Below are 26,124 nucleotides of genomic sequence, written 5' to 3'. Positions count from 1 at the left end.
ATTTGTAACTTTGCTTATAGAAAAAATTACGGTTTGGACATTAATGATAATATAGAATCACCTCTTATTCTTAAAGTTAGCTTTAATAAATACCTAAATCAGTTTGAAGATTTAATCAATACTGATAATGACTTTATTACCGCTAATGCACGTCGTGTATTAAAGATTGCAGAGGAAAATCCTTTGTTAAGAGAAGGTTTTAGCGATACATCTTTATTTAATACCTACGAAAAAGAAATTGAGAGCCTTCTTCAAGATGCATTTAGTCCTATACTTACAAAAAATGAAATTAAGACGGCTTCGGTACCTTTTCATAATTTTATTTTTAATTCATCAGAGCGTTTTAAATCTATTCTAAGTACTGCTGGTGATAATTTTGATTTAGAAATCAAAAACATGCCAGTTGACCAAAGGTATATTATTGCATGTACAATTATTTTAAATTTTTGCTACGGATACAACCTTAACTTTAAACGTCCATTCTTTTACGAGATTCCTGATGCAAATGGTATAATGCGTTATTATAAGATTTTATATAATGCAGATTTTACAGAAATTATTCCAAAGAAAAATGCACCGAAAATTACTCAGGAAGATTATGATGAGCTGATTGATAATTTTGAAAATATTGCACTTTGGAAAGAGAAATTTCCACCAAATAGTTATGAGTTTAAAGGTTTTGTGATTTCAAACATTTTTGATGTCACAGATGACCAATCCATATCTAATATAAAATCATCTTTAATAGGAGAAGACAAGCGTAAGGATGAGAGTTTTATGCAAGGGTTCTATGAGGTTTTTCGCTCACTATTTGGTTTTAAGAATCTTGAGGTAGGTTTTTCTATATACAATGAAGAAGAAAATACTTTTGAGCGGGTTTATGGTGTAGGTATGAATAGCTTTTTGCTCAATGAAGTAGACAGTTTATCATGTGAAGATGCATTATGTGAATGGTCGTATTCTAGGCTAATAAAAGAGAATTCATATTTTTCAGTGTCTGATGTAGATAGGATGTATAAGCTCTCAAATGGACAAGCACCACATATTAAAGTATTGTACGACCAAGGCTTTAAAAGTGCTATTTTTGCGCCAATAGCAAATGATGATGGTTTAATGGGGATTTTAGAGATTGTATCTAATGAGCCACAGGTTTTAAATAGTATCAACGCCAATAAATTGGTAGATGTAATGCCGTTTATCATTTCTGCAGTAGAGCGTTCTAAGAATGAGGAAGAGAATTTAATAGAAGCTATTATTCAAAAAGAATGTACATCTATTCACCCAAGTGTACATTGGAGGTTTGAGCAAGAAGCTAGAAATTATATTAAAGAGGAGTGGAATGGTAACGAACCGAATTTTAATAAAATAGCGTTCGAAAATATATATCCGCTTTATGGGCAAATAGATATAAAAGGTTCATCAGAAGCAAGAAATTGGGCAACAAAACAAGACTTAAACTTACAACTAAGTACAATTAAAACGATTCTGGAATCTGCATCAAAAATTGAAGATTTGCCTATATATGAGCAATATATATACCAGATAAATAACTTCTTAGAAGGTCTTGAATCACATTTTCAAGTAGATAGCGAGCAGCAAATTTCAGGGTTTATTAAAGATGAAATAGAACCGGTTTTAAAACATCTTTATGCTACAGATGAATTAAAATATTCCATTGATGAATATTTTAATAAGATAGATGATACTGTTGATGTGCTTTACCATCATAGAAAACATTACGATGATACCATAGCTTTAATTAATAAAGAAATGGCTTTTCTTTTAGATCAAAAACAAGTTGAAGCACAGTCCATGTATCCACATTATTTTGAGCGTTTTAAGACTGATGGTGTAGAGCATAATATGTACATTGGAGAATCTATAACAAAAGAGGAAAGTTTTAATCCAATATATTTATATAATCTTAGATTGTGGCAGTTACAAGTCATGGTAGAAATGGAAAACTCCTACTATCAAATGCAGTCACAATTTCCTGTAGCTCTAGATGTTGCCTCCATGATTTTGGTATTTAATCAACCTTTATCCATTAGTTTTAGAATGGATGAAAAACAATTTGATGTAGATGGCACTTATAATGCCAGATACGAAATTGTAAAAAAACGTGTAGATAAAGCATATATAAAAGGGACACAAGAACGTGTTACGCAAAAAGGTAAAATTAGTATTGTATATTCTCAAAAGGAAGATGAGAGAGAATATTTAAGATATATTAAATTTTTACAATCTAAAAAGTACTTAGATGATGATGTAGAAATTGTAGAGCTTCAAGATTTACAGGCTGTTACAGGATTAAAAGCTATAAGAGTTAGTGTGCTTTATCATAAAGATAAAGACGATAAAGCTTTTTATACCTATGACGATTTAATGAAAGAAATAAAAGCTTAAAGTCCAACTGTTTTTCCTATATCTGCAACGTCAGTCTCCAATCCAGAGAACTGAAAAGCAATGGCAAATGCAATAACACTGATTATAATTCCTATAGCAAAAACTGTATAAGTAAGTCTAAGTAAGCCGTATTTTCTATTTAATACTAAGCCTAAAAAGTACAAATCTTTAGTGAGTGAGCCATAAAGATAATCTTTGTCTTGCATCATCTCCTTCATGGCCCATTCAAACTCATCGAGTTTCATTTTATGAAAATTACCAAAGAACAAGAGATTTACTTTCTTATTAGCAACATCTTCCTTTGTAAACTTTCCACTAGTAACATTTGGTCTGGTAGCTAATACAGATAATATGATTGAAATAACTGTAGATACAGCAAAAATAGCCGTAGGCCAAATCAAATAACTATTTGACGGGTTATCTAACTTAGAAACTAAATTCGATAAGACCAAAGAAATGATAATAGCATTTACCGATAGTAAAATATTAGCCTTAGTATCCGCAATGTCACTAAGCGTTATATGATTTCTAAGTGCTACTCTAAACATGGTTTCTATACCACGGTCTGGCAACTCTAGTTTCTCTTTTTTAAAGTTTAACTCTGCTTTTTTATGCTTTAACTTTTCAGTATCCTCTTTAATCTTACTCTGACTTTGAAGAAGACCAGCCAAATTTTTCCCTTTTCTGCCTTCCCATTTACTTGTTGCTATATCTGTGTTGAAGGAATGATTTGTTAGAAACGAGATATTTTCTTTTATCCATTCATTTTTAGAGACTTTTTTGCCAAGGGTTAGTTCCCATTCTTTGCGTAAGAGCGCGGCATAATCATTATAGTTCTTGCTAGATAAATGCGCACAGTCTGCATCTCTTATATAGCCTTCAATCTTATTTTTAGGCTCATAATGCATTTCAGTTGCCATGATAAGATTAGAAATTGCTTTGATATTTTCATCGGATACATTATGCGATTTAAGAAACTCTGAAGCTATATTTACACTTTCTTTTTCATGGCCATCAATGGTTTTTGTAAAACCAGAATCATGAAACCAAGCAGCAAGAATTAATTGTTGTTTTTGAGTTTCAGTTAAGTCACTTTCTTCTATAAGTTCTTTTACTTTGTTTACAACGCGATGTGTGTGAGCTAAATTATGATAAACAAAAGATGAGTCTAAATTTTTATTTAAATAAGACGTAACGTATTTCTCTGCTTCAACTATAATGCTTTCCATATACTAAAAATCTGAGCCTAATTTAAGAATTATTTATAACCTTTTTCAATTACTAAAGTAGTAACTTAGCTAATCATCTTAGCTCTAGAGGTTATAAAGCTTTTTTTGATTTAGCTTTAGACGTAATTTACCATGAATAATTACCTAAAAGAAACGAGATGTTATAAGGCTGTATAATTATAAAACAATGCGATTACAAATAAGCGATACTTTCAATAAAGAATTACCATCTGATTCTAATACAGAAAATACCAGACGTAAGGTATTTGAGGCTACACATTCTTATGTAAAGCCCAGAGAACCATCAAATCCAGAATTATTACATGTGTCTTTTGAGATGGCTAGAGAAATAGGATTAAATGCAGAAGACCTCAATTCTAAGGCATTCTTAGACGTGTTTTCAGGTTCTAAAATTCAATCTAAGACTAAACCTTATGCTATGGCTTATGCAGGGCATCAGTTTGGTAACTGGGCAGGACAATTAGGAGATGGTAGAGCAATCAATCTTTTTGAAGTTGAGCACAACAAAAGTCGTTGGGTAATACAATTAAAAGGTGCGGGAGAAACACCTTATTCCCGACAAGGTGATGGTTTGGCAGTGTTAAGATCTTCTGTTAGAGAATACTTATGCAGCGAAGCTATGCACTATTTGGGAGTGCCAACCACAAGAGCATTAAGCTTGATGTTGTCTGGAGATGATGTACTACGTGATATGCTATACGATGGTAATGCAGATTACGAAAAAGGAGCAATTGTTTGTCGGGTTGCACCTACCTTTATTCGCTTTGGAAATTTCGAATTGTTTGCAGCTAGACAAGATTATAAAAACCTCAGAAAGCTTACGGATTATACGATAAAGTACTTTTTTCCTCATATCGGAAAACCTTCAAAAGAGACTTATATTAAATTATTTAAAGAGGTTGCAGACAGAACTTTAGATATGATTATTCATTGGCAGCGTGTTGGTTTTGTACATGGTGTAATGAACACAGATAATATGTCCATTCTTGGTTTAACAATAGATTATGGTCCATATGGTTGGCTTGAAGGATTCGATTTTGGATGGACCCCAAATACCACAGACAGGCAGAACAAACGTTACCGCTATGGCAACCAACCCAATATTGGGCTTTGGAACTTGTTGCAGTTAGCCAATGCCTTATACCCTATAATTGAAGAAGCAGAACCTTTTGAAATAATTTTAAATCAATATCAAACAGATTTTGAAACGAAGTCTTTTAATATGATGCGTTCTAAGTTAGGATTGATGCTTCAAGATGAAAATGATGTACAATTAATGACAGATTTAGAAGATTGCTTATTACTTTCGGAAACAGATATGACGATCTTCTTCAGGTTACTTTCAAACTATAAAAAAGGCAATCCGCAAACTGGAATTGAGATAATTAGCAATGCATTTTATGTTTCAGAAGCCATTAAAGATAAAGTCCTTGAGCAATGGAAAGGTTGGTTTATATCTTACGACAAAAGATTACAACTAGAAGAGCTAACAGACCAGGAGCGACAGACCAAAATGAACATGGTAAACCCTAAATATGTGTTGAGAAATTATATGGCACAATTAGCCATTGATAGTGCAGATAAAGGTGATTATAATTTAATTGAAGAACTATTTCAATTACTTAAAAAACCTTACCATGAGCAACCAAAAAACGAAAAATGGTTTGCAAAACGACCAGAATGGGCAAGGCATAAGGTAGGGTGTTCTATGTTATCTTGTAGTTCTTAATTTTAAAAACTCATAATTATGAAAGCTATTTGGAATAATCAAATTATAGCAGAAAGCGTTGAGACTGTTGTTATTGAAGGTAACCACTATTTTCCACACGATAGTATAAAAAAAGAATTCTTTAAACCAAGTGAAACACATACGGTTTGTCCATGGAAAGGAACGGCATTCTACTATACCATAAACGTTGATGGGAAAGAAAATGTAGATGCCGCATGGTTTTATCCTGAGGTTTCAGAATTAGCTAAAGGCATTAAAAACAGAGTCGCTTTTTGGCGAGGTGTACAAGTTGAAGATTAAATAGATACTGAAATTAATTCAGCACAAGATGAAAAGCACAAAACTAAAAATACAAAACAGAAAAGGTGTAACGCTAAATGCAAATTTAGAGTTGCCAGCCAATCAAAAACCGAATTACTATGCCATTTTTGCACATTGTTTTACTTGCAGTAGTAGCTTAAGTGCAGTAAGGCATATAAGTAGGGCGCTAACGCAAGATGGTTTTGCTGTCGTTAGATTTGATTTTACAGGGTTAGGACGTAGCGAAGGTGAATTTTCTGATAGTCATTTCTCAGCTAATGTAGATGATTTATTAGATGTGCATGCATACATGGCTGAGCATTACGATGCGCCAAGTCTATTGATAGGACATTCGTTAGGTGGAGCTGCAGTATTGGTTGCAGCATCTAAGCTAGATACTGTTAAGGCTGTTGCAACAGTCGGTGCACCAGCTACTGTTGGTCATGTAAAACATCTGTTTTCAAATCAAGTTGGTGGAGAAGGAAATGTTGAAGTAAACATAGGGGGTAGGCCATTTGTTATTAATGAAGATTTTGTGGCAGAATTTGATAAAACAGATTTGCCAGCTATTGTAAAGAATCTAAGAAAGCCATTGCTAATTATGCATTCGCCATTTGATAAAATTGTCGGTATAGAAAATGCAGAGCAATTATATAAAACAGCTTTTCATCCTAAAAGCTTTGTAACCTTAGATAATGCAGACCATCTGTTAATGCAAGAAAAGGATAGTCAATATGTAGGCGATGTTATTGGGACTTGGGCAAAACGATATTTTCCAAAAGTTGAAAATATAATGCTAAGTACTGAAGGAGAGCAATTAGTTGGTCATTTAAATATCGTTGAAGACAACTTTACAACCTCAATTCAAACCAAGAATCATACATTCATTGCTGATGAACCTGTAGATATAGGAGGTAGCGATTTTGGCCCCTCACCATACGAGTATCTCAATGCAGCACTAGCAGCATGCACTGTAATGACCTTAAAAATGTATGCAGAGCGAAAAAAATGGGATTTGCAAGAAGTATTTGTTTATATATCCCATTTTAGAAAGCATAGTGATGATTTACAAGTTGAGGTTGATAAGCCAAAATACCTTGATCATATTAGTAAAAAATTAAAATTTGTTGGTAACTTAGATGCTACTCAAAAAGAAAGATTAAAAGAGATTGCTTCTCGCTGCCCAGTTCATAAGACCATTGCAAGTGAAGTAATTTTTGAAACCCAAATAATACAAGATTAATAGTGCAAATAGCTACCGAGAACCCAATTACAAAAGAACGATTTTTAAGTATTAGAAGTAGAACAGAGTTAATCTGTAAATCCTTAAAACCAGAAGATGTATCGATACAACCTGTAGATTTTGTGTCGCCACCAAAATGGCATTTAGCCCATACAACATGGTTTTTTGAAGAGTTTGTATTAACAAAGTATAAACCCAACTATAAGGTTTTTAATAAGGATTTCGGGTATTACTTCAATAGTTATTATAATAATGTTGGTAATCGTGTTATTAGGGCAAATCGTGGCTTAATGACTAGGCCAACCTTAAGTGAAATATTAGACTATAGAGCTCATGTGAATAAAAACATCGCTGAATATCTTGAAGAAGAAGTTGCAAAAGATATTTGCGATGTTATTGAAGTTGGTTTGCAACATGAGCAACAACACCAAGAGTTATTAATTTATGATATTAAATATATTTTTGGTCATCAGTCCTCATTTCCAAAATTAGATTTTGAAATGAGTCTAAAACCTGAAAGTAAAGAACAAGAATTTATTAACATAAGTGAAGGTGTTTATGAAATAGGTCATAATGAAGATTGTTTTTGTTGGGATAATGAATTAGGAAGACACAAAGTTTATCTTCATGATTTTGAAATTTCTAATCGATTAATAACTAATCAGGAATATATTGAATTTATTGAGGCTGGCGGTTACGAAGATTTTAATCTTTGGCATGCCGATGGTTGGGATTGGATTCAGAATAACAAGATAAAAGCACCATTGTATTGGTATAAAGTTGATGGTCAATGGATGCATTATACACTTCAGGGGTTTAAGGTTATTGAAAGAAATTTACCTGTAAATCATATTTCTTTTTACGAAGCTTTTGCATTTTCACAGTGGAAAGGTATGCGGTTACCAACTGAATTTGAATGGGAGATAGCATCACAACATTTTGATTATGGACAACTTTGGGAGTGGACAAATAGCGCTTATTTGCCTTATCCAAATTACACCAAGGCAGAAGGTGCAATAGGTGAATACAATGGTAAGTTTATGATAAATACTATAGTAATGCGTGGTGCTTCGGTAGCTTCTCCCAAAGGACATTGCAGACCCACATACAGAAACTTTTTTACGCCACAAACCAGATGGCAATTTTCAGGAATTAGACTCGCTAGATAGAATGACAGATACTTTTGCACAAGATGTGCTTAATGGTTTAACCGCAAAAAATAAACACTTATCCTCTAAGTATTTTTATGACGATAATGGTAGTCGCATATTTCAGGAAATAATGAATATGCCAGAATATTATCTTACTGATGCTGAGTTTGAAATTCTATCCATGCAATCCAAACAAATTGTTGAAGCACTGCAGTTTTCGCAACCATTTAATATTATAGAACTTGGTGCAGGCGATGGATTAAAAACCTTTAAGCTTTTAGAGTATTTGGTAAATAATAATATTCATTTTTATTATGTGCCAATTGATATTTCTCAAGAAGCAATAGACTTATTAACGACTAGGCTAAAGGAACGTTTACCTAGTATAGTTATAAAACCAAAAGTAGGTGATTATTTCGAAATTTTAAAGGATAATAAAAAAAGTGATTATCCAAGTTTACTATTGTTTTTAGGAAGCAATGTTGGCAATTATCAAGAAGATAAAACCATAGAATTATTACAGCTTTTTAACGAAAACATGAAAATAGGTGATAAACTTTTGGTTGGTTTTGATTTAAAGAAAAATCCAATTACTATCCACAATGCCTACTATGATAGCCATGGCATTACAAAACGTTTTAACTTAAACTTACTTCTGAGAATAAATAGAGAACTTGATGCAGATTTTAAAATTGATGATTTCGATTTCTATTGTCACTATAATCCAATTACTGGTGATGTAAAAAGCTATATCATTAGTTTAAGAAAACAAATAGTTTATTTGAAAAAACTAAAGACATCAATTGACTTTGAATATAATGAACTTATTTGGACAGAACTTTCAAAGAAGTATAGCATAGAAGAGATTGAAGAATTAGCTAAAAAATCAAGTTTTAATATCAATACTAATTTTTTAGATTGCAAGCATTACTTCACAGATAGTCTTTGGGAAAAGTAATTACTGAGAATTTGCTATATTGATGTACTATTAATTAACTAACCCCTTATATGAGCGTCTTTCGTAAAACTTTTTTTATAATTTTTATTGGCTTAATACTAAATGCTTGCGCAACATATAAAGCACAATATTCTGATGGCGAAATAGAATTAAAACCTTTGCCAACCAAAGATATTGAACACACATTTTATTTAATTGGAGATGCTGGTAATTCTGAAAAAGGAGAAAGCACAAAAGCTTTGAAGGCTTTTAAGGAAGAACTGCAAAAGGCAACAAAGAATAGTACAGCTGTCTTTCTTGGAGATAATATATACGAAAAGGGATTGTTAGATAAGTCTAATCCTGAATATGAATTAGCAAAACACAGATTGCAAGTTCAGATGGATGCAGTAAAAGACTTTAAAGGCAATACTGTTTTTATACCAGGTAATCATGACTGGTATTCTGGTATAAAAGGATTAAAAGGACAAGAAAAACTTGTAGAGAAGGAACTAGGAAAGAATACTTTTTTACCAGAAAAAGGATGCCCTATTGATAAAATCCATATCTCAGATGATATAGAATTAATTTTGATTGATTCTCATTGGTATATTACCAATTGGGATAAACACCCAACTATAAACGATGATTGTGATATAAAAACCAGACAAGCTTTTTTAGATGAGTTTGATAGTTTAATTAAGAAATCAAGAGGTAAAACAACAATTGTAGCCATTCATCATCCTATGTATACAAACGGGTCTCATGGAGGACAGTTTACTTTTGTAAGCCATTTGTCTCCATTACCAATTTTGGGCACTCTTAAAAATGTAATCAGAAAAACAAGTGGAGTTGCAAATGTAGACCTTCAAAACAATCGTTATAATGAGCTTAAACTTCGTTTAGTAACCTTAGCTCAAGTAAATAAAAAAGTAGTTTTTGTCTCAGGTCATGAACATAATTTACAATATTTAATTGAGGATAATTTACATCAAATTGTGTCTGGATCTGGTTCTAAAACATCAGCGGTTAGAAATGTTGGAAGTGGTAAATTTGGTTATGGCTCACAAGGCTATGCTAAACTCATTGTGTATAAAGATGGTTCATCTCTGGTTTCATTTTTTTCAGCCGATGATGAAAAAGAAGTGTTCCAATCAGAAGTTTTTTCTGAGAATAAGGTAGATGCCAGGGTTAATTTTCCAACTAATTTACCAACACATACATCAGCATCAATTTATACTGATGAAGAAACTGATATTAGTGGTTTTGGTAAATTTCTCTGGGGGGAACGCTATAGAAAATACTTTAGTACAAAAGTTAAAGCACCTAGCGTTATGTTAGATACATTATTTGGTGGTTTAAAACCTGTGCGTAGAGGAGGAGGAAACCAATCTAAGTCATTAAGATTAGAAGATAAAAATGGAGCACAGTATGTAATGCGTGCACTCAGAAAACAAGCTTTACAATATTTACAAGCTGTACTTTTTAAAGACCAGTATATTGAAGGTCAGTTTGATGATACAGCTACAGAAGAGCTATTATTAGATGTTTTTACAGGATCTCATCCTTATGCACCTTTTGTTGTTGGCGATTTAGCAGATGCTATAGGTGTGTATCATACTAACCCTGTTTTGTATTACATCCCTAAGCAAGAACGATTGGGTGAGTATAATGATGAGTATGGTGACGAACTTTATATGATTGAAGAACATACTTCTGAAGGACATAGTGATAAAGCCAGTTTTGGATACCAAGATAAGTTACTAAGTACTGATGATATGATGAGTAAGATTCATAAAGATGAAGATATCATAGTGGACGAAGCATCATATATAAAAGCAAGATTATTTGATATGCTCATAGGCGATTGGGATAGGCATCAAGATCAATGGAGATGGATTGAATTTAAAGAAAATGGTAAAAAGGTGTACAGACCTATGCCAAGAGATCGCGATCAAGCATTTTCAATAATGTCAGATGGATTTTTATTAGGTGCGGCAGTTAAGTTAATCCCAACTGCGCGATTACTTCGAAAATACTCAGAGGATTTGGTAGATGTAAAAGGTGTTAATTTTGAACCCTATCCATTAGATATGGAGATTATTGCACAATCTGGTAAGGATGTTTGGGATGCAGAGGTGAAACACATTCAAGATAATATCACTGACGAAATTATTGAAAATGCATTTTTGAATATGCCAGAGGAAGTTAGAGACGAAACAGTTGAAGGGCTAAAAAACACATTAAAGGCCAGACGTTCTAATCTTCAAAAGATATCCGACCGTTATTTTGAGTTGGTTAATAGATTTGCTGTTATAAAAGGAACAAATAAAGATGATTGGTTTGATGTTGAACGCTTACCAGATGGAAAAACTAAAGTTACTGCATATAGAATTAAAGGCGGAGAGAAAAAAGATAAATTTCATGAACGTACATACAGCTGCGAAGAGACAAAGGAAATATGGATTTATGCTTTAGATGACGATGATACTTTTGAAGTCTTTGGTGATGGAAATCGTATGATAAAAGTACGATTAATAGGAGGGCAAAATAATGATACTTATAACATTAAAAACGGAAAGCGTATTACGTATTACGACTATAAATCGAAGAAGAATACAGTTTTAACCAAAAACGGGCGACAAAAATTCTCTGATAATTATAATACCAACGTATATGATTACAAAAAACTAAAGAATAACACGACACAAATACTACCAAGTTTTGGCGCTAACCCAGATGATGGACTACGAATTGGAGCCAATGCAGTTTTTACTAAATATGGTTTTGAGAGAAACCCGTTTACATCACAACATAAGTTTTCTGCAGCCTACTATTTTGCAACAAGTGGGTTTGATTTTAATTATTATGGCGAATTTGCTAATGTCTTTCCTAAGATAAACTTTGGGATTGATGCCCATTTTAATAGCCCAAATTTTGCCGTTAACTTTTTTGGATTTGGTAATGAGACTCCTAATCCTGAAGCAGACGATAACGATGGGCTAGATGTAGATAGAGATTATAATCGTGTAAAAATCAGAACGTTAAAATTTATACCTTCATTAATCTGGAGAGGCGAATTAGGAGCTAGTTTAAAGGTCGGTGTACTTTATGAAAGTAATGAAGTAGAGCGAACCGAAGGTCGTTTTGTAGAATTAATACCTGCAAACAACCCTGTTTTTGATATGCAAGATTTTTATGGTATAGATGCAAAATATCATTTTGTAAATAAAGACGATAAGGCCTTTCCAACTTTAGGCTTTCAAACATCATTACAGATAGGTTATAAGAATAATGTAGATACAGAGAAAGGTTTTGGGTATATTATACCAGAATTAGGGTTTGACCTTAAATTAATTCCGAGCGGGCAATTGGTTTTTGCCACCGATTTTAGAGGGCATTTTAACCTTGGTGATGATTTTGAATTTTATCAAGGGGCAACTTTAGGAGCAAAGACAGGGTTAAGAGGTTATAGATTTCAAAGATTTACGGGTAAATCTGCCTTTTCTCAATCTACAGATATTCGATGGAATTTTGGTAACCTAAAAACGGGATTACTACCAATTCATATTGGGATTTATGGTGGTGTAGATTATGGACGTGTATGGTTAGATAACGATGATTCAGACAAATGGAACAATTCATTTGGAGGAGGGTTTTTTGTAAATATGGCAAAAATGATGACAGCTAACCTCTCTGCATTTAATAGTGATGATGGTTTACGTTTAGCATTTCAGCTTGGATTTGGCTTTTAGTTAATATTAAAACTATAAAGATTACCGCCCAAAGCTCCATTGCGTTCGTCCGAAAGTATTACAGTAGAGTTGGTTTTAAAACCAATACCTTCTTTTTGAGAGTCGTGTTCAAAGGGAAGTGCTTCGATGTCTCCAGAAAAGAAATCATCATATTCAAAATTACTTAGTTTCCAGATTTTGTCATGGTTGAGAAGAACAATAGTTTTGCCATCGTCACTTATATCAGCAGAAGTAATTTTATTCTTTTTACCATCTAAATTGTAATCAGACCTTATAATAGCTTCATGCCTACCAATTTTATTAGGTACTTTTAAAACAACAAACTTTTTGGTTTCTTTACTAAAAAGGTAAAATGAATTTTTAAAAATAAAGAAGGCTTCAAAGTCTTTAGAATCTTGTTTTTTAGGTAAGGTAAATTCAATGATCTCTGCTTTAGTACTCCCGTGATTTAAATTCTGATGCTTAATTTTTAATATTCTAAAGATCTTTCGTTTTTCATTATTATTTCCAAAATCACCAATGTAAATATTACCATCTTCATCAGATGTTAAATCCTCCCAATCTATATTGCTTGCATTGGTTATGGTAATATCTTTAACAATTTTTCCTTTAGTATTTAAGGCATATAAATTGCTGTTATTCCCAGAATCTTGAATGGTCCATATTAAATCAGAACCGTTAATGATCTCTGCGGCTGATACCTCATCAAGGCTATTACTAATGTCGCCTTCAAATTGCAATTTGCCTGTGGATTGACAAGCTGAAGTAATAAGCAAAATAAATATTAGTCTTTTGAACTTTATCATTGTAATTTTATGATTTCATAATTGTTAAATTGAGTCAACGTAAAGATATTATAATTATTGGAGGCGGAGCGGCAGGTTTTTTCGCAGCTATCAATATTGCCGAACAGCATCCTAACTTATCAGTAGCTATTCTAGAACGTGGTAAAGAAGGACTTCAGAAAGTTAAAATCTCGGGAGGTGGCCGATGTAATGTTACTCATGCTGAGTTTATTCCTTCAGAATTAGTGCAAAATTATCCAAGAGGCGAAAAAGAGCTTTTAGGGCCATTTCATACATTTATGACAGGAGATACTATCGCATGGTTTGAAGAACGTGGCGTAGCGTTGAAGATAGAAGAAGACGGAAGGATGTTTCCAGTTTCTAATACGTCTCAAACTATTATAAACTGCTTTTTGAAAGAAACTAAAAGACATAATGTAAAAGTGCTTTATAATCATTCGGTAAAATCTATTTATCAGAATAATGATGATGTCTTGCTGAGCGAAGTCGAAGCACCACAACTTAATAAGCAATTCAAAATAGAAACTTCTCAAGAAACTTTTGAGTGTAATAAAGTTGTTATAGCAACAGGCAGCAACCCAAAAATATGGAAATTACTTGCGGGTTTGGGACATGCAATTGTGCCGCCAGTTCCATCACTTTTCACCTTTGATATTAAAGATAAACGTATAAAGAGTATTCCAGGTCTGGTGGCTAAAAATGTTGAGGTTAAAGTCTTAGGAACAGATTTAGTTTCCGAAGGACCATTGTTAATTACACATGTTGGCATGAGTGCACCAGCGATTTTAAAACTTTCAGCTTTTGGTGCCGTTAAATTAGCTAAACTCAACTATAATTTTAAAATAGCGATTAATTTTATTCAACAAGATTTTAAATTGTGTATAGATCAACTTAAAGCTTTTAAATACCAATTTGCAAAAAAAACAGTCTTCGGTTCAGCACAATTCGATTTACCAAAACGATTATGGAAACAACTGGTTTTATTTGCTGATATTAATGAAACAATACGCTGGGCAGATATGAATAATGAACAGGTAGAAAGCTTGTCAAAACAGTTAACAGAAGCTGTTTTTAAGGTAATAGGAAAAAGTACCTTTAAAGAAGAATTTGTTACGGCTGGTGGAGTAGACTTAAAAGAAGTTAATTTTAAAACCTTTGAAAGTAAATTAATCCCAAATATGTTTTTTGCAGGAGAAGTTATTAATGTAGATGCTGTCACAGGTGGTTTTAACTTTCAGAATGCCTGGACAGGAGCATATATAGTATCACAATCAATTACAAAATAATGAGAACTTACATTGCACTTTTAAGAGGAATTAATGTTGGCGGACATAAAAAAGTCCCGATGGCAGAACTAAGGGCATTGTTAACTACATCTGGTTTAGAAAATGTAAAAACCTATATACAAACTGGTAATGTCATTTTTCAGTCTTTAAGTAATGATACTAAAATACTTGAAAGCGAAATAAAACAATCTATTTTAGATCATTTTGGTTTTGAGGTTTCCGTTTTAGTTAGAACTAGAACGCAGTTAAAAAAAATATTTGACGATTGTCCATTTCCTGAAGCTAAAAAAGTAAATAGCTACTTTGCTATATTGTCTGTATATCCAAAAGAAGACCTGATTAAAGAAGCTTATGAGAAAAGCTATGACAATGAAGAGTATCAAATTATAAACGATTGCCTGTATTTTTATTGTGCCAATGGGTATGGTAATGCCAAATTTAATCTTAATTTTTTTGAGCGAAAATTAAATGTTAGCGCTACTTCGAGAAATTATAAAACAATGGTAAAACTCTTATCTTTGTCTGATATTTAGAAATCAATGACAGAACAAGATTTTATTCTTAAATCCTATAATCCTCATATAGAAAGGGGTAAGGTAAAATGGTCGTCACCAAGTAATATTGCTTTGGTGAAATATTGGGGAAAGCGTGACAATCAAATTCCAGAAAATCCATCAATAAGTTTTACACTTTCAAATTGTAAGACCATTACTGAGGTGACTTATACTAAGAAAGAAGGAAACGATTTTAGTTTTGATGTCTTTTTTGAAGGAGAAAAAAATGAAGCTTTTAAGCCTAAAATTCAAACGTTTTTTGAGCGCATTGAAGCCTATGTTCCGTTTTTAAGAGATTACCATTTTAAAATTGAAACTAGTAATACATTTCCTCACAGCTCAGGAATTGCATCTTCGGCTTCTGGTATGAGCGCATTAGCCTTATGTTTAATGAGTATTGAAGAAGACTTAGATATGGATCATGCTGATGACTATTTCAATAGAAAAGCCTCGTTTTTAGCACGATTAGGATCAGGAAGCGCATGCAGAAGCATTGAAGGGGAACTTGTAGTTTGGGGACAAAACGAAAGCACAGTAAGTTCAGATTTATATGGAGTGAGGTTTGAAGGAGAAGTACATGCTAACTTTAACAATTATCAAGACACAATTTTACTAGTTGATAAAGGAGAAAAGCAAGTGAGTAGTACTGTTGGTCATCAATTAATGTATGGCCATCCCTTTGCTAAAGAGCGATTTAAGCAAGCACATATAAATTTAGCGAAGCTTAAAAATAGTTTACTCTCAGGTGATATAGACACGTTTATAGAAGTTGTAGAGAGTGAGGCTTTAACCTTGCATGCTATGATGATGACCAGCATGCCTTATTTTATTTTAATGAAACCAAACACTTTAGAGATAATTAATAAAATATGGAGCTACAGAAACGAAACAAATTCTAAAGCGTGTTTTACTCTAGACGCAGGCGCAAATATTCATATGTTGTATCCTGAGAACGAGAAGGTAAATGTTTTAGAATTCATTAAAAATGAATTGGTTAGTCATTGTCAAAATGGGCATTATATTTGCGATCAAATAGGACTTGGTGCAAACCAAATAGAAGATTAATCCGTATATTTGTAAAGTAATCTACTTAAATTAAAATGAAAGGACCTCTTTTTTACTCTAAAATTTTACTCTTTGGTGAATATGGAATTATCAAGGACTCTAAAGGGTTATCTATTCCGTATAATTTTTATAATGGAGCACTTAAAGTAGATAAAAACCCTACAGAAGAAGCTGTGAAGTCTAATGAAAGCCTAAAGCGTTTTGTAACGTATTTAGAAGGTTTAGATAATGAGTTGGTGTCTTTTGATATTGATACATTACGAAATGATGTTAATTCTGGAATGTATTTTGACTCGTCTATTCCACAAGGTTATGGAGTAGGAAGTAGTGGCGCATTAGTAGCTGCTATTTATGACAAATATGCTTCTGATAAGATTACAGTTTTAGAGAATCTAACACGTGAAAAGCTCTTAAAATTAAAAGCTATTTTCTCTGCAATGGAATCGTTCTTTCATGGAAAATCTTCAGGCTTGGATCCATTGAATAGTTATTTGAGCCTTCCGATTTTAATCAAATCTAAAGATCATATTGAAGCAACAGGTATTCCTTCACAAAAAACTGAAGGTAAAGGTGCTGTGTTCTTATTAGATAGTGGTATTGTTGGCGAAACCGCACCAATGGTTAGTATTTTTATGGAAAACATGAAAAATGAAGGTTTTCGTAGCATGCTAAAAGACCAGTTTATAAAGCATACAGATGCTTGTGTAGACGATTTTTTAAAAGGAGATATAAAATCATTATTTAAAAACACAAAACAGTTGTCTAAGGTAGTATTAAATAACTTTAAGCCTATGATACCAAAACAATTCCATGAACTATGGAAAAAAGGTATCGATACTAACGATTACTATTTAAAGCTTTGTGGCTCTGGAGGAGGAGGTTATATACTAGGATTTACAGAGAATATAGATAGAGCTAAAGTAGCTCTGAAAGATCAGAAATTAGAAGTAGTCTATACCTTTTAATTCTGCCTGTCATCTTGAGCGTAGTCGAAAAGGTTATATAACTAAATTAGAGTCATGTTATCGAGACGGCAGAAACACATTCTTCTAAAATTTTTCAGTTTATTTTCTGTTGTACGTGGTTATAACATTTTAGTAGTAGTTATTGCCCAATACTTAGCATCAATTTACATTTTTGCACCAAACAAAACCATTAAGTCAGTACTTTTTGATCTTAATTTATTAATGTTGGTACTGGCATCTTCTGCAGTGATTGCAGCAGGATACATTATCAATAATTTTTATGATTCTGAAAAAGATTTAATCAACAAACCCAGAAAAACGATGTTAGACCGTTTGGTGAGCCAAAATACTAAGCTGTCTTTCTATTTTGTGTTGAATTTTTTAGCAGTTGTTTTTGCAAGTTATGTGTCTTTTAAAGCAGTTATTTTCTTCGCATTATACATCTTTGCCATTTGGTTTTATTCTCACCGTTTAAAGAAACAACCAATGACGGGTAATATAGTTTCGGCGATTTTAACAGTTACTCCATTTTTTGCCATATTCATATATTATCAAAATTTTGAGCTCGTCATATTTGCGCACGCTATATTCTTGTTTTTATTAGTGTCTATGCGAGAGCTTACAAAAGATCTTGAAAATATTAAAGGGGATTTGGCATTAAACTACAGAACAGTTCCTGTTGTCTATGGGGAAAAAGTCTCTAAAGCGATGCTAACCATACTAGTAGTTTTAACTGTAGTGGCAGCAATAACTTTGATTCTATTCTTTAGAATTGGGCATATGTATTATTTCTTTTATTTAAGTGTAATGTTGCTCATTATTTTTCTACTGATACTCTGGAAATCAAATAAGAAAACACATTATTTAATGCTTCATAATATTCTTAAGTTTATTATTGTGGCTGGTGTGTTTTCTATTTTATTAATTGACATCTCAATTGTTTTAAATCGTATATAAATGAATACAGCGTTAAAAATTGCAATGGCACAGATTGCACCAGTTTGGTTAGATAAAGAAGCTACGTTGAAGAAAATAGAAGCGGCAATTAAAGATGCTGCAAAAGAAGAATGTGAACTCATTGTTTTTGGTGAAGCTTTATTACCTGGCTATCCCTTTTGGTTGGCTTTAACTGGAGGTGCGGAGTGGAATACAGAGTTAAATAAAACATTACATGCTCATTATGTTAATAATTCTGTATGTATTGAAAAAGGTGAATTGGATAATGTTTGCCAGTTAGCAAAACAGAATAAGATCGCTATTTACCTTGGCATTATGGAGCGTCCAACAGATAGAGGTGGGCATAGCATCTATGCGTCTTTGGTTTATATAAATGAACTAGGTAAGATTAAGTCTGTGCATAGAAAATTGCAGCCAACCTATGATGAGCGCTTAACATGGGCACCAGGAGATGGAAACGGATTAAGGGTACATCCTCTTAAAGCATTTACCATTGGAGGACTTAACTGTTGGGAAAATTGGATGCCATTGCCAAGAACGGCTTTATATGGTCAAGGAGAGAATTTACATATAGCAGTTTGGCCTGGAAGCGATCATAATACAAAGGATATTACCCGATTTATTGCCAGAGAATCACGTTCGTATGTAGTTTCAGTATCTAGTTTAATGTCTAAAACAGATTTTCCTTTAGATACACCGTATTTAGATGAGATTATTAAAAATGCACCAGATACTTTAGCAAATGGTGGAAGTTGTATTGCTGGGCCAGATGGAGAATGGACTGTTGAACCTGTGATTAATAAAGAAGGGTTAATTATCCAATCTATTGATTTTAAACGTGTGTTAGAAGAACGTCAAAACTTTGATCCTGTAGGACACTACTCAAGACCAGACGTAACAAAACTTATAGTGAATACCGAAAGACAAACTACTGTAGAAATTAAGTAGTTAATGTTAACTATTGTTATACCTTTGCAAAAAATTTGGATATGAGCAGAAATCAAGACAGCAGAGGAAAAGGGAAAACTTCGGGGAGAGAAAATGCTAAAGGTAAATCTAAAAGGTTTACCAGAGGAGATGCTCCTATTAAAAAGAAGCAGCAAACTAAAAAGGCTTCTCAATCAGATGAAATTCGCTTAAATAAATATGTCGCTAATTCTGGCATGTGCTCACGTCGAGAAGCTGATGAAAATATTGCAATAGGTTTAGTTACTGTTAATGGTAAAGTTATAACAGAAATGGGCTATAAAGTAAAACGTACTGATGAGGTTCGTTTTGATGGTCAGCGTATTACTCCAGAGGCAAAGGTGTATGTGTTATTAAATAAACCAAAAGGGTTTGCCACCACTACTGCAGAAGGCAAAGGCAGAACGGTTATGGATTTAGTTGCAAATGCAACCAATGCTAATATAAAACCTATAGGACGACTTGGAAGAAACTCTTTAGGCTTATTATTGTTTACTAATGATGATAAGGTGGTGCAGAAGTTTACCAATTCTAAAAATGGTGTGGCACGTTTGTTCCAAGTAGAACTAGATAAGAACTTAAAATTTGAGGATCTCAAAAAAATTCAGGAAGGCTTTAAAGTAGAAGGCAAGCTTATTACAGTTGAAGAAATAAGCTATATTGAAGGGGAATCTAAGAATAAAGTAGGTGTTAAGATTAAAAACACTGGTAATACTATTTTGCGTACCATTTTTGATACGTTTAAATATGATTTAGTGAAAATTGATTGTGTTGCCATAGGTCATTTAACTAAGAAAGATATTCCGAGAGGACATTGGAAACATCTTACAGAGCAAGAGGTGAATACTTTAAAAATGCTTTAGTTATTACCCACTTTTATTGTGTAAGTGGAAATTAAATCTTCTTCAATATATAAATGAACATCAAAGAAACCTTTTCTGTTAAACTGATGCTCAATGTTAAGGCTTTTATTTTCTAATTTAACCGATGTGGGTTTTATTTTTTTAGACTGAAACCCATTATCAATTAACAGCCAAATGTCTTTGGGGTCAATTGAAGCTTTAAGCTGATATTGGAGCTTAAGGTTTTGAAATCTTTGTAAATTATGGTGCATGTATTTAGGAGTATTGTGGAGCTCAAGTGTTTTGTAGGCATTCCCATAAATTACTGGTGCGTTAAGGAACTCATCAAAAGTCGGATTTTCACCTTCTAAGAGCCACCATTTCTGCTCTATAGGGAAGTGATTAACTGCAAATAATTTTGGATTAGCTAGAAAAAAACCATCATTGTAATTAAAAGTAAATCGATTTGTTGCAGGATTTGGTATACCACTTGCCCAAGTTGGGTCGCAGAGGTACCACCTTCCGTTTAGTTTTATAGCATTCCAGGAGTGATTTGGTAGTGTTAGATTTTTAGTATCTGTTGTACTTACTCTTCCGTAACCTTGTATGATTTCACATTTTAGATCTGATAAGTCAGCCAGTACTTTTACGAGGTAAGCGTAACCTGTACAAATGGTTTGTTTTTTCTTTAATAATTTATTGAATAATCTTTTTCTAAAATCTGTATTCCACGCCTTAAACTTTATACTGTCATCCTTAAACCGTTCTCTTTTATGTTTGTTTTTTAGGTATAAACTGTAATCATTTTTAATATTTGCACATACCCATCTGTATATTGCTCTAAAGCGTTCGACATCCGTATTTAAATGTGATGTAAGTTTAAACGATAGTTCAGGTAAATTTGTTAAATCTTCATTAGGATAGGAAAGCGCTATACTGTCTGCTTTTTTGAAATCTATATGCTTAAAGTCTGATATCTGAGTAAACCCTTTAACAAACCAAAAGAAAAGTAGAATAGCTAAAGATAATTTCAAATCTGAAGAGTTATATTTATTTTAAGCATAATCTATACATTTTCACTGTATTTAGATTATGCCTAAGATAAATAATATGCTTAATTAATTTTTTTTCCGTTTAGATTTGTATGGCTTTCCAGAGTCTAAAGCTCCTATCATTTCAATTAAATCTTCGGTTAGCACAATCTCAATAAAGCTTGTATCATCCTTAATTTTAATCTTATGTGTTTCATAGCCTAAATAGGTTACCAATAAAACATCACCAGTATTTAGTTTTACAGGAAATGTAAATTCGCCTTTTTCATTGGTAACAGTACCATTTCGAGTACCCTTTTGAACGATGTTAACATCTCCAAGAGGACCTTTTTCATCGCTTATTATACCTTTAACTGTACGCGCATTAGAAGCAATTTCAGTGGTAGTTTTTTCAGATTGCCCATAAGTGGGATTAAATGCGAGTAAAGACATCATTAAAAACCCGATTAAGCCAATGGTTTTAAATGATCGTTTTTGAGTAAAGACATGTGTTTTCATAATAGTTGTGTTTTGTTTACCTCAAAACTAATGGTTAAGGCTAAAGGTATAAAATAGGTTTTAGTTACACTAATAGATGAGTGAGTAAAGTAGTGTTTTTACTTAGGAAAGTATGTGTGAATACATTTTTTTGATAAGTTGAAGGGGTATTGTAAATTATTCTTTTGGTGGATTGATAATAATATTTCTTTCCCCAACCCATATACCATCAGCATTTTGTTTTAATTCAACAATATTAGAAAAACCGCCTGTACGTTTTAAATTATCGATCATTTCTTTGGTTATAATTTTATCTCCTTTAAACCAAGTAGCGTTAACCCAATACTCATTAAAGTAATCTCCTTTTAATGTCATGTGTACATGCGCAGGCTCAGTATGGTTTGGGTAAGGAGCAGGTTTTATAGTATAAAATTTGTATTTGCCTTCGCTATTTGTTTTTGCCCAACCTCGCAAATATCCGTGACGAATACCATTTCCGGTTTCATTGCCCTTCTTTTTATAAACACCATTACTATTTGTGTGGTAAGCATAAATAATGACGTTTTTTGCAGGAGTTTTACCATCACTTTCATAAATAGTTCCTTCTAAGATGAGTCGTTCTCCTTCAACATCTTCACTAGCAATGGTTGTTTCCCAGGATACATTTTTTGGGACCTCATTTGCACCGCACCATTGACAATTTGGTATTTTTTGTTCTGCTGCTATATTTTGGTTGGAAACATTTTTCACTTCAATTGTTAAAAAAGCTACAAAGGTACTGTCTTTGGTCTGTTTTAAATCTGCAAGGAAATGTTGATCGCTTCCAGAGATAAAATTGTTGCCCATTACACCTGTATATTGTTTAAAGTGAATATCATAGGCCTGCGGTCTTGCATTTTTAACTGTGGTGTGTATATGTCTGTTATCTGCAGAACTTCCATAATCACCTGGTAAAATAGTCTTAACATATATTCGTCCTTTTTCATCAGTAATCGCAGATCCGTTTAATCGAGCAGTAGTTTCGTCATTTGGATCTGAAGGCTCATATTCACCCGCAGAAGACGTATGATAAAGATGTATTTGCTCATTAACTAATGGTTTTTTGTTTTCTTTTGAAATGACAGTAAGACATAACCATAGCTTCTGTCCAGGTTCATCACTATCACTGATTTGTACTTGATTTTCACTTTCAAAGTTTTCAAATACTTTTAGTGTTTTTGCTTCAAGTTCGTTAAGTTTTGAAATGGTTCTGTCTGTAGCACATTGTGTAAATAATGCGCTTATAAGCATTAAGACTATAAGTTTTTTCATTCTTGCTATTTTAAATAGTTATTAACTCAGTATATCTATGTAAAAAGATGTTTTACTTATTCTATATATTAATTCTTATTCTTAAACTTATCAAAATCAGAAACTTCTTCAACTTTTGGGAAGCTATTGTTTTTCATGTCTGTATCAGCAAATTCAAAATTTGGATCTAAAACCACTTTTTCTACCTGTTTAGACTTTATAAAGGTTTTAGTGACTTCATATTCATTTAGCCTCCATGTCTCTGCGGGTAATGTGTCAATTTCACTAGTACCGTCTGTGTATTGCCATTCTATAGTTACTGGCATTATTAGGCCACCAACATTTTTCACAGTAATTTCATAAATATTTTTGCCGTAAAGTTGTTTTCTAACTTCAGGCTCATCTAATCGCGATAAAAACTGCCCATAAGCCTGATCGGGCGTAGATACCATAGTTATCATTTCTGGACCACCTGCAAAGTCTGTTGTATTTTCTCCAGCATTTTCGGCTTTAATATTAGCTTTTGCGACCTTATTTCTATTTTCTATATTTTCTTCATTAGCAACAGTAAACCATTTTACATTGGTGAGTTCCATATCTACGTTATCCGTAGTGAAAAACCAACCTCTGTAAAACCAATCTAAATCTACTGCAGTAGCATCTTCGAGCGTTCTAAATAAGTCTGCAGGATTTGGATGCTTGTATTTCCAACGATTGGCATACTCTTTAAAAGCCTGATCAAAAAGGTCTTTTCCGATTACAGAATTTCGTAATATTTGTAGACCCACAGTAGGTTTTTGGTAATAGTTGGCGCCAAATTGTGATAATAAATCATTATCTGATGAGGTCATTATTGGACGCATTATACTTTGATCTCCACTCATAAATGCAACGATACTTTTAGGCTCTGTGTGTGGGTAATCTGGATAGCGTTTTTCCATAGTACGTTGATGAATAAACGTATTGAGACCTTCGTCCATCCACATCCACTGGCGCTCGTCAGAGCTTACAATCATAGGAAACCAGTTGTGACCCACTTCGTGAACAATAGTGCTAATCATACCAGCTTTAGTATTTTTGCTAATTTTCCCGTTTACGGGTCTCCCTCCATTAAAACTAATCATTGGGAACTCCATACCAATATTAGAGGTGTTTACAGAAATACAAACAGGATAGGGGTATTCGAAAACGTCTTCAGAATAGACCTCTAAGGCATTCTTAACCGCTAAAGTTGAGGATTCGCTCCACACGGGTAAGCCTTCTTTAGGGTAAAAAGACATTGCCATTACGGTATGTGTTTCTAACGGAACAGCTTGTGCATCCCAGATAAACTTTCGAGATGAAGCTAAGGCAAAATCACGGACATTTTCGGCTCTAAATTTCCAGGTTTTGGTTTTAGTGGTTTTATTTTTTTCATTGGCTTTTGCTTCATCTGGTGTGACAATCATTATGGGTTTGTCTACTGAATTTCTGGCTTCGATCATACGTTGGCGTTGTACCTTTGTAAGAACCTCATTTTCATTTTTTAAATCTCCCGTTGCAGCAACAAGATGGTCAGCTGGTACAGTAATTTCAACATCATAATCCCCAAATTCTAAGGCGAATTCACCTAATTTTTGAAATTGTTTATTTTGCCAGCCTTCGGTATCATTATAAACAGCCATTCTCGGAAACCAATGGGCAATGAGATAAACGGTATTGTCATCCTCTGGGAAGTACTCATAACCTTCACGTGACAATAAATACATGCTGCGATCTGTGATATGATACGACCAACCAATTGAAAATGTCAAAGATTCTCCAGACTTTAAAGGTTTGCTAAGTATAACCTTCATCATAGTATTGTTTACCAATGATTTTATGGGTTTGCCATTAGTGTCCTTAATATATTTTATGGTATAACCAGCGGGAAAATCAATTGCACGTGTTAAAAATTGCATGTGTCTCGTATTCATTGAATCACGAACATTACCAAAAGCATAACCAAAATCTTCATTCTCTTTCTTATTGACGTTTTGCTCTAATTGAATCCATAAATACGATAAATCATCAGGTGAATTATTGTAGTAGGTTATGGTTTCATCACCACTTAATATATTGTTCTTTTCATCAAGTTGAGCCTTAATTTTATAATCAGCACGTTGTTGCCAATATGCTTTTCCTGGAGCACCACTTGCTGAACGATAGACATTGGGTTGTGGAATCATGTTGTCGATAGGTTCAAACTTTCCTTGGTAAGGTTGGTTTTGAGCATAAATTGTTGAAGAAATAAAAATAGTGAGTGATAAAATGAAAAACCGTTTCATAGTTTTAGGATTAATGAAAATAGGATTACAAGGTAATAATTTAGAGTTAAGGATATAGTTAATAAAAACTCAATTTGTTATTTAGTTGGTGAAACTTAAACACTTACTTATCTTTGCAACCCTTTTTAAAATATAGTGTAATAACTCTCTATTTTTATAGGAATTAAAATATGTTTCAATGACAAGCACAGGAAAATTAACTTTTGATGTATTAATAGAGATTCCAAAAGGAAGCCGTAATAAATACGAATACGATTTTGAATTGAATAAAATTCGCTTTGACCGTATGTTGTTTTCATCAATGATGTACCCAGGTGATTATGGTTTTATACCAGAAACTTTAGCTTTAGATGGTGACCCTTTGGATGTTTTAGTAATGGGAACCGAACCTACATTTCCTATGTGTGTCATGGAGGTAAAACCCATTGGCGTGTTTCATATGGCAGATGAAAAAGGACCTGATGAAAAGTTGATATGTGTGCCAGTTACAGATCCTATATGGAACAGTTATAAAGATATTACAGATTTAAATCCGCATAGAAAAAAAGAGATCACACATTTTTTTCAGGTATATAAAGACTTAGAGAAAAAGAAAGTTGATGTTGCTGGTTGGGGAAACGCTGAGGAAGCATATGATATTTTGAATAAATGTGTTGATAGATACGAAAATAGTGACCATAAAAAAAACGGTGATTTTGCGATCTAATTAGTTCAATAACATCACAATTACAAAACCCTTTGGCAATACTCGTCAAAGGGTTTTTCTATTCGCATTCATTTTACTACT

At 33.1% G+C, this 26,124-nt stretch carries 21 protein-coding genes; 15 read left to right on the top strand and 6 right to left on the bottom strand.

Going from position 1 to position 26,124, the window contains the following annotated elements; genetic code table 11:
* Nucleotides 1–33 precede the first annotated feature (33 nt).
* The gene (locus Q0912_RS09560) at nucleotides 34–2,406 is read left to right on the top strand and encodes a GAF domain-containing protein (protein WP_299114458.1); all 2,373 of its coding nucleotides are present in this window, start codon (nucleotides 34–36) and stop codon (nucleotides 2,404–2,406) included.
* On the opposite strand, the gene Q0912_RS09555 is transcribed toward Q0912_RS09560, so the two are convergent.
* Nucleotides 2,403–3,635, bottom strand: coding sequence for a Pycsar system effector family protein (locus Q0912_RS09555; protein ID WP_299114456.1), 1,233 nt, complete (start codon nucleotides 3,633–3,635; stop codon nucleotides 2,403–2,405). The two genes, Q0912_RS09560 and Q0912_RS09555, sit on opposite strands and share 4 nt — an antisense overlap.
* Before the next feature lie 187 nt (nucleotides 3,636–3,822).
* On the opposite strand from Q0912_RS09555, the gene Q0912_RS09550 reads away from it, so the two are divergent.
* Genes Q0912_RS09550 through Q0912_RS09525 form a run of 6 tightly spaced genes read left to right on the top strand, consistent with a single transcriptional unit; the run spans nucleotide 3,823 to nucleotide 12,771 of the window.
* On the top strand, nucleotides 3,823–5,385 hold the full coding sequence (locus Q0912_RS09550) for a protein adenylyltransferase SelO (protein WP_299114454.1): 1,563 nt from the start codon (nucleotides 3,823–3,825) through the stop codon (nucleotides 5,383–5,385).
* An 18-nt stretch (nucleotides 5,386–5,403) separates the two neighbouring features.
* Complete coding sequence (locus tag Q0912_RS09545) at nucleotides 5,404–5,685, top strand: DUF427 domain-containing protein (RefSeq protein WP_299114453.1); 282 nt, start codon at nucleotides 5,404–5,406, stop codon at nucleotides 5,683–5,685.
* Between the two features lie 28 nt (nucleotides 5,686–5,713).
* Nucleotides 5,714–6,928: a bifunctional alpha/beta hydrolase/OsmC family protein gene (locus Q0912_RS09540; protein ID WP_299114451.1), complete on the top strand. Its 1,215-nt coding sequence runs from the start codon at nucleotides 5,714–5,716 to the stop codon at nucleotides 6,926–6,928.
* 2 nt (nucleotides 6,929–6,930) lie between these two features.
* Nucleotides 6,931–8,097, top strand: coding sequence for an ergothioneine biosynthesis protein EgtB (gene egtB, locus Q0912_RS09535; protein WP_366125128.1), 1,167 nt, complete (start codon nucleotides 6,931–6,933; stop codon nucleotides 8,095–8,097).
* A 1-nt stretch (nucleotide 8,098) separates the two neighbouring features.
* Entirely contained in the window at nucleotides 8,099–9,037 is a 939-nt protein-coding gene (locus Q0912_RS09530) for an L-histidine N(alpha)-methyltransferase (protein ID WP_299114449.1), read from the top strand.
* 50 nt (nucleotides 9,038–9,087) lie between these two features.
* Nucleotides 9,088–12,771, top strand: a complete 3,684-nt coding sequence (locus Q0912_RS09525; RefSeq protein ID WP_299114447.1) for a metallophosphoesterase — start codon at nucleotides 9,088–9,090, stop codon at nucleotides 12,769–12,771.
* Here the strand turns inward: Q0912_RS09525 and Q0912_RS09520 are convergent.
* The gene (locus Q0912_RS09520) at nucleotides 12,768–13,577 is read right to left on the bottom strand and encodes a hypothetical protein (protein ID WP_299114445.1); all 810 of its coding nucleotides are present in this window, start codon (nucleotides 13,575–13,577) and stop codon (nucleotides 12,768–12,770) included. The two genes, Q0912_RS09525 and Q0912_RS09520, sit on opposite strands and share 4 nt — an antisense overlap.
* A gap of 29 nt (nucleotides 13,578–13,606) precedes the next feature.
* Between Q0912_RS09520 and Q0912_RS09515 the strand changes: the two genes are divergently transcribed.
* From Q0912_RS09515 to Q0912_RS09485, 7 genes are read left to right on the top strand one after another with little or no spacing between them, the layout of a single operon-like run.
* Entirely contained in the window at nucleotides 13,607–14,863 is a 1,257-nt protein-coding gene (locus Q0912_RS09515) for an NAD(P)/FAD-dependent oxidoreductase (RefSeq protein ID WP_299114443.1), read from the top strand.
* Entirely contained in the window at nucleotides 14,863–15,396 is a 534-nt protein-coding gene (locus tag Q0912_RS09510) for a DUF1697 domain-containing protein (protein ID WP_299114441.1), read from the top strand. The genes Q0912_RS09515 and Q0912_RS09510 overlap by 1 nt, the downstream gene beginning before the upstream one ends.
* Before the next feature lie 6 nt (nucleotides 15,397–15,402).
* Nucleotides 15,403–16,482, top strand: a complete 1,080-nt coding sequence (locus Q0912_RS09505; protein ID WP_299114439.1) for a diphosphomevalonate decarboxylase — start codon at nucleotides 15,403–15,405, stop codon at nucleotides 16,480–16,482.
* A gap of 35 nt (nucleotides 16,483–16,517) precedes the next feature.
* Entirely contained in the window at nucleotides 16,518–17,447 is a 930-nt protein-coding gene (locus Q0912_RS09500; RefSeq protein WP_299114437.1) for a mevalonate kinase, read from the top strand.
* Between the two features lie 54 nt (nucleotides 17,448–17,501).
* Nucleotides 17,502–18,404 (top strand): geranylgeranylglycerol-phosphate geranylgeranyltransferase, encoded by a 903-nt coding sequence (locus Q0912_RS09495; protein ID WP_299114435.1) that lies wholly within the window; start codon nucleotides 17,502–17,504, stop codon nucleotides 18,402–18,404.
* A complete protein-coding gene (locus Q0912_RS09490) occupies nucleotides 18,405–19,352 on the top strand; it encodes a carbon-nitrogen hydrolase family protein (protein WP_299114433.1) in 948 nt (315 codons plus the stop codon).
* A 41-nt stretch (nucleotides 19,353–19,393) separates the two neighbouring features.
* Nucleotides 19,394–20,233: a pseudouridine synthase gene (locus Q0912_RS09485; RefSeq protein ID WP_299114431.1), complete on the top strand. Its 840-nt coding sequence runs from the start codon at nucleotides 19,394–19,396 to the stop codon at nucleotides 20,231–20,233.
* Here the strand turns inward: Q0912_RS09485 and Q0912_RS09480 are convergent.
* From Q0912_RS09480 to Q0912_RS09465, 4 genes are all read right to left on the bottom strand, one after another.
* Nucleotides 20,230–21,246 (bottom strand): transglutaminase domain-containing protein, encoded by a 1,017-nt coding sequence (locus tag Q0912_RS09480; protein WP_299114429.1) that lies wholly within the window; start codon nucleotides 21,244–21,246, stop codon nucleotides 20,230–20,232. The two genes, Q0912_RS09485 and Q0912_RS09480, sit on opposite strands and share 4 nt — an antisense overlap.
* A gap of 84 nt (nucleotides 21,247–21,330) precedes the next feature.
* Nucleotides 21,331–21,762: a carboxypeptidase-like regulatory domain-containing protein gene (locus Q0912_RS09475; protein WP_299114427.1), complete on the bottom strand. Its 432-nt coding sequence runs from the start codon at nucleotides 21,760–21,762 to the stop codon at nucleotides 21,331–21,333.
* A gap of 156 nt (nucleotides 21,763–21,918) precedes the next feature.
* A complete protein-coding gene (locus Q0912_RS09470) occupies nucleotides 21,919–23,052 on the bottom strand; it encodes a hypothetical protein (protein WP_299114425.1) in 1,134 nt (377 codons plus the stop codon).
* A 68-nt stretch (nucleotides 23,053–23,120) separates the two neighbouring features.
* A complete protein-coding gene (locus tag Q0912_RS09465; protein WP_299114423.1) occupies nucleotides 23,121–25,337 on the bottom strand; it encodes a M1 family metallopeptidase in 2,217 nt (738 codons plus the stop codon).
* A 178-nt stretch (nucleotides 25,338–25,515) separates the two neighbouring features.
* Here Q0912_RS09465 and Q0912_RS09460 point away from each other — a divergent pair, with 178 nt between their 5' ends.
* A complete protein-coding gene (locus tag Q0912_RS09460; protein ID WP_299114421.1) occupies nucleotides 25,516–26,043 on the top strand; it encodes an inorganic diphosphatase in 528 nt (175 codons plus the stop codon).
* Nucleotides 26,044–26,124: the final 81 nt, after the last annotated feature.

It is taken from the genome of uncultured Winogradskyella sp. (assembly GCF_947498345.1).
Lineage (GTDB): Bacteria > Bacteroidota > Bacteroidia > Flavobacteriales > Flavobacteriaceae > Winogradskyella.
The sequence above is the reverse complement of the archived record's forward strand: the minus strand, read 5'-3'. Positions and strand labels throughout refer to the sequence as shown.

What these genes read in the sequence shown, in the direction of transcription:
- Q0912_RS09555 (WP_299114456.1), bottom strand. Translation starts at nt 3,635, where the DNA reads ATGGAAAGCATTATAGTTGAAGCAGAGAAATACGTTACGTCTTATTTA.
- Q0912_RS09550 (WP_299114454.1), top strand. Translation starts at nt 3,823, where the DNA reads ATGCGATTACAAATAAGCGATACTTTCAATAAAGAATTACCATCTGAT.
- Q0912_RS09545 (WP_299114453.1), top strand. Translation starts at nt 5,404, where the DNA reads ATGAAAGCTATTTGGAATAATCAAATTATAGCAGAAAGCGTTGAGACT.
- Q0912_RS09540 (WP_299114451.1), top strand. Translation starts at nt 5,714, where the DNA reads ATGAAAAGCACAAAACTAAAAATACAAAACAGAAAAGGTGTAACGCTA.
- Q0912_RS09530 (WP_299114449.1), top strand. Translation starts at nt 8,099, where the DNA reads ATGACAGATACTTTTGCACAAGATGTGCTTAATGGTTTAACCGCAAAA.
- Q0912_RS09525 (WP_299114447.1), top strand. Translation starts at nt 9,088, where the DNA reads ATGAGCGTCTTTCGTAAAACTTTTTTTATAATTTTTATTGGCTTAATA.
- Q0912_RS09520 (WP_299114445.1), bottom strand. Translation starts at nt 13,577, where the DNA reads ATGATAAAGTTCAAAAGACTAATATTTATTTTGCTTATTACTTCAGCT.
- Q0912_RS09510 (WP_299114441.1), top strand. Translation starts at nt 14,863, where the DNA reads ATGAGAACTTACATTGCACTTTTAAGAGGAATTAATGTTGGCGGACAT.
- Q0912_RS09505 (WP_299114439.1), top strand. Translation starts at nt 15,403, where the DNA reads ATGACAGAACAAGATTTTATTCTTAAATCCTATAATCCTCATATAGAA.
- Q0912_RS09500 (WP_299114437.1), top strand. Translation starts at nt 16,518, where the DNA reads ATGAAAGGACCTCTTTTTTACTCTAAAATTTTACTCTTTGGTGAATAT.
- Q0912_RS09495 (WP_299114435.1), top strand. Translation starts at nt 17,502, where the DNA reads ATGTTATCGAGACGGCAGAAACACATTCTTCTAAAATTTTTCAGTTTA.
- Q0912_RS09490 (WP_299114433.1), top strand. Translation starts at nt 18,405, where the DNA reads ATGAATACAGCGTTAAAAATTGCAATGGCACAGATTGCACCAGTTTGG.
- Q0912_RS09485 (WP_299114431.1), top strand. Translation starts at nt 19,394, where the DNA reads ATGAGCAGAAATCAAGACAGCAGAGGAAAAGGGAAAACTTCGGGGAGA.
- Q0912_RS09475 (WP_299114427.1), bottom strand. Translation starts at nt 21,762, where the DNA reads ATGAAAACACATGTCTTTACTCAAAAACGATCATTTAAAACCATTGGC.
- Q0912_RS09470 (WP_299114425.1), bottom strand. Translation starts at nt 23,052, where the DNA reads ATGAAAAAACTTATAGTCTTAATGCTTATAAGCGCATTATTTACACAA.
- Q0912_RS09465 (WP_299114423.1), bottom strand. Translation starts at nt 25,337, where the DNA reads ATGAAACGGTTTTTCATTTTATCACTCACTATTTTTATTTCTTCAACA.
- Q0912_RS09460 (WP_299114421.1), top strand. Translation starts at nt 25,516, where the DNA reads ATGACAAGCACAGGAAAATTAACTTTTGATGTATTAATAGAGATTCCA.